Below are 4,072 nucleotides of genomic sequence, written 5' to 3' on the forward strand. Positions count from 1 at the left end.
AAAACTCACCGACCAGTTCCATGCAAATAATCTCAGGATCACTCAGCTTTGGCGCGTAACCTGCCCCTCGCAAGGGTTTAGTGACGACTATTTTGTAATATTGCTCTACCATTAAATAGATATTGATGATAAATTCGTCTATGGGCATCTCATGACTCCGTTGTATTCTTGGTCGAAAACAATAGATTAGTGAGATGCTCTTCTTTTTTCAATCACTTTCGATGTTGAGAGTGGGGTAAAGATTTATAATAGTTAACGTATCGATTTCATTTAAAACTGCCTATAGAAGAGTTGGATAGCTAGATTGCTGTTGGTTAGATGCCTGAGTAATAAGTCACTCTATTGTCACGTAAAAACCCCGCCAATCCCAACCCATAACGTTCGGCGACACGCACCGCCGTACTGGTAGGGGCGGACATGCCGACTAACCAAGGGATGCCACCGCGAATAGACTTCTGTACCAACTCAATCGATAAGCGCGAGGTCATTAGCACACATTCAGTTTCTATTTTCTGTCGCAGTTGCCAGCCGATCAGTTTATCAAGCGCATTGTGTCGACCCACGTCTTCAAATAGGTATAGCTGCTGCTGATACATCGTTGCTGCTGCATGTACCGCCCCTGTTAGTTGATGTGTATGTTGGCTAGCATCCACTTGTCGCCGCAGCTCTAGCAGGTAGTCAAGACTCGGCATCGCTGCCTTTTTTTGTGAGGTTTTTTGATGCTCGTCTTTCTGCTCGTTTGATAAGTTGCCCTGCAAAAGGCTATCTGATGTTCTATGCAAAGGGCTAGGTAAATAGCCACTCAAATCGGGCAGTGCCTGTGACAACCCTGTGATACCGCACATACCACAACCGGTTCGGCCTGCCAGCTGACGCTTTTGTGCTTGGATACGTTGATGACAGCGCTGGTTTAATATCAGCTCCACCACATAAATATCATAGTCTTGTAGATGTAAAAAGGTTTGTTCAAGGTTTTCTGATACATTGCTTTCTGATTCAGCATTTTCTGACTCATCGTTTTTGGCCACAGACTCTGGGGTAAACTGCTGATAGCTTGCGATATCGCTAAGCTGAGTAACGTCCCAATCAAGCAGCTCATGGCTTTGTTGAATCAAGCCTTCGCTAAATAGAAACCCAATAGCCAAATACTCTAGCTGATGAGGACTGGCCATCAATACCGCATAGTGAATACCGTTGATAACGATAGCCACAGCAGCCTCTACTGCTAGATTGGCTGGCTGGCAAGCAACATGCCTGTGAGCAGTGCTAGTATTATTATCCGATGGATAGGCATGCTTTTGTGATAAGTGGGTACGAGTCATTGGCGTTGCAGGCGGTGTTGTTCTTACTTCTGCCACATCCTGCATCGTATCTGTTAAGCATTGCTCACCAGTTCGATTGCGCGTTTCGTCATTCATCTCAGCGATCATCATATCTCATCATATTTTTTGTCATGGTTGACTGTTCAAGACAGTTTTATCACTTAATAAACCATCTGTAATTTTTTAGGCAAGCTCAGCGGTAGCTGCACTCACTCGTTGCAAAACGACAGTCGTTGATTTATACGCTGGGATATGCGAATCGGGTGCGTGGGTATCCAAATCAAATAAGTCATTACATTCAGGGTAATAGGCGGCTATTGCATTGGAGGCTATATCCATCTCAGTCAGTACCAATGGGCCAAGTGAGCGTGGTGTAACGGTTGTATTTGGTGTATTTGGGCTGGCGTGACGAGAGACCATGACCCGATCGCCTTTTCGCCACCCTAAGCGGCTTATCTCGTCCGGATGCATAAACAGCACATCACGGCGATTGGTTTGGCGATAGCGATCATTAAACCCGAAAATCATGGTGTTAAATTGGTCGTGGCTACGTACGCTGGTCAACTGCCAGACCTTTTGCTCACTGCTTAGTGTATTGTTTGGCGCACTATCAAGGTTAGTAGTGGCTTTTTTATCATGGTTAAAGGTTGGTGTTGTCTCTGCCATCTGTGCTGCGACATAGGTAATGGGGTATTGTGGTACTTCAAACTGTGCTTTACCGCTGTCGGTATTCCATACCCGATGACGTGCCGCATGATACAAATGAAAGCCGCGCTCGGCTTCGCGAATACGCTGATTAAAGTCCTCAAAACCATCAATCGCTTGGGCGATATAATCACGGACAACATCGAAGTCCTCACTCATCGCTTGCCAAGGAATGGTTGAATCATCGCCCAGCACATGAGTGGCGATGTCGGCCACGATTTGCGCTTCAGACTTTAAGGTCTCGCTAACGGGCTTCAGCGTACCTTGAGTCGGCACAATCTGACACATGGAATCTTCAATAGTGGCAAACTGCTCGCTTTTAGCGGTAATGATACGTTCGGTACGACCTAAGCAAGGCAAAATGAGGTTGTTTGTCCCTGGATATAGCATGGTTTCATTAAGCTTAGTACCGACAAAAATATTAAGCTGAGTGGTGGTTAGCGCTTGTTGAATGGCACTGGTATCAGGTGCGGCAACGGCATAATTGCCGCCCATACTCATAAATACTTTGAGCTTGCCAGCGATGAGAGCTTTTGCCCCAGCGACGACATCATAGCCGTCTTCTTGCGGCATCGGACGCTCAAAGACCCGCTCAAGACTATCAAGCAGGCTTTGAGCAGGCCGTTCATGGATGCCCATGGTACGGTCGCCCTGTACATTAGAATGTCCACGCACAGGTGATGCGCCTGCGCCATCGATACCAATCATACCCATCAATAGCAATAAATTGGTAATCATCGCCACATTGTCATCGCCTTGCACGTGCTGGGTGATGCCCATGCCCCACGTGCAAATGGTCGCAGGACTGTCGGCTACCAACTTGGCAATAGCAATGATTTCCTGTTTACTGATACCAGACCCGCGCTCTACATCCGTCCACGATTGTGTACGCAGCCACGCATCGAGCGCCTCGTATCCTGAGGTATGCTCATCGATAAAGCCTTGATTGATTTTATTGTTTTTGGTCAGCCATTTAGCCATACCTGTTAATAGCGCCGCATCACCGCCGATTTGAATTTGAATGACTTCATCGACCATCTCATCACTTTGGCCTGCTGCCATGTGTGAAGGCTTTTGCGGGTTTCTAAATTTACGTAAGCCTTGTTCACGCATGGGATTGATTGAGAGGATGCGACATCCTTGCTCATGAGCATGAGCGAGCATTTCCAGCATACGTGGGTGATTGGTCGCAGGGTTCTGTCCAAACATCAATATCAGTTTGGCTTGCTCAAAATCTTCTAGTTTCACTGTAGCTTTGCCAATTCCTAGCTGCCGACCGAGCATAACTGAAGTCGGCTCGTGACACATATTTGAGCAATCGGGTAGATTATTGGTACCGAAACAGCGCACGAATAACTGATACATAAAGGCAGGCTCGTTGGTGACACGGCCTGAGGTATAAAACAGCGCCTCATCTGGCGAGTTGAGCTGTTTTAACTGTTCAGCGATACGCTGGTAAGCGGCTTCCCAAGAAATCGGTAAATAGCGGTCTTGCGTGGCATCATAATATAGCGGCTCTGATAATCGCCCACTGTGTTCCAGCTCGTAACCTGACCATCCTTGCAGCGCTGTTACCGTATGCCGCGCAAAGAATTTGGCATCTGCTTTTTTGGTCATGGTCTCACTAGCGATGACTTTGATACCATTTTCGCAGACATCAATGGCTTTATGTGATTTGTGGTCAGGCCAAGCGCAACCTGGACAATCAAAGCCTGTTTTAGGCTGATTGCTTTTTAATACGCTCAAACCCCCGCGTAAAAAAGTCTGGTAGTCCATCAATTTACGAGTAGAGGAAATCAGCGCAGGCCAACCAGCCGCAGGGTGAGAGTAGACAGGGATTTTGCGCATGGTAGGCCTCTTTTTTAAATGATGGGTAAATGGCAATAGCTAAGCTTGGATGTTAGTTTGATATATAAAACTTTGATATAAAGTTTTGATATAAGCAACTATATAGTGGCTAGCCAAAACTTAGTAGAAGCATTAACTATAGATATCTTAGATTAACACATGAAGTGCAATATCAAAGAGCAGGTGAAAAAGAGGCC

2 protein-coding genes and 1 pseudogene are annotated in these 4,072 nt (G+C 46.3%); all 3 read right to left on the reverse strand.

The window, feature by feature from the left end; all coding sequences use genetic code 11:
• Positions 1–148, reverse strand: a pseudogene (locus tag EI162_RS13630) (IS982 family transposase); the annotation flags it as partial.
• 166 nt (positions 149–314) lie between these two features.
• Positions 315–1,367: a formate dehydrogenase accessory sulfurtransferase FdhD gene (locus EI162_RS13635; protein WP_413038398.1), complete on the reverse strand. Its 1,053-nt coding sequence runs from the start codon at positions 1,365–1,367 to the stop codon at positions 315–317.
• A gap of 138 nt (positions 1,368–1,505) precedes the next feature.
• Positions 1,506–3,875, reverse strand: a complete 2,370-nt coding sequence (locus EI162_RS13640; protein ID WP_192524851.1) for an FdhF/YdeP family oxidoreductase — start codon at positions 3,873–3,875, stop codon at positions 1,506–1,508.
• Positions 3,876–4,072 lie beyond the last annotated feature (197 nt).

Origin of the sequence: Psychrobacter sp. FME6, assembly GCF_014861365.1 — a bacterium.
Classification (GTDB): Bacteria; Pseudomonadota; Gammaproteobacteria; order Pseudomonadales; family Moraxellaceae; genus Psychrobacter.

Bases quoted from the DNA above. Each gene is read 5' to 3' on its own strand.
- EI162_RS13635 (WP_413038398.1), bottom strand. From the start codon at position 1,367: ATGCAGGATGTGGCAGAAGTAAGAACAACACCGCCTGCAACGCCAATG.
- EI162_RS13640 (WP_192524851.1), bottom strand. From the start codon at position 3,875: ATGCGCAAAATCCCTGTCTACTCTCACCCTGCGGCTGGTTGGCCTGCG.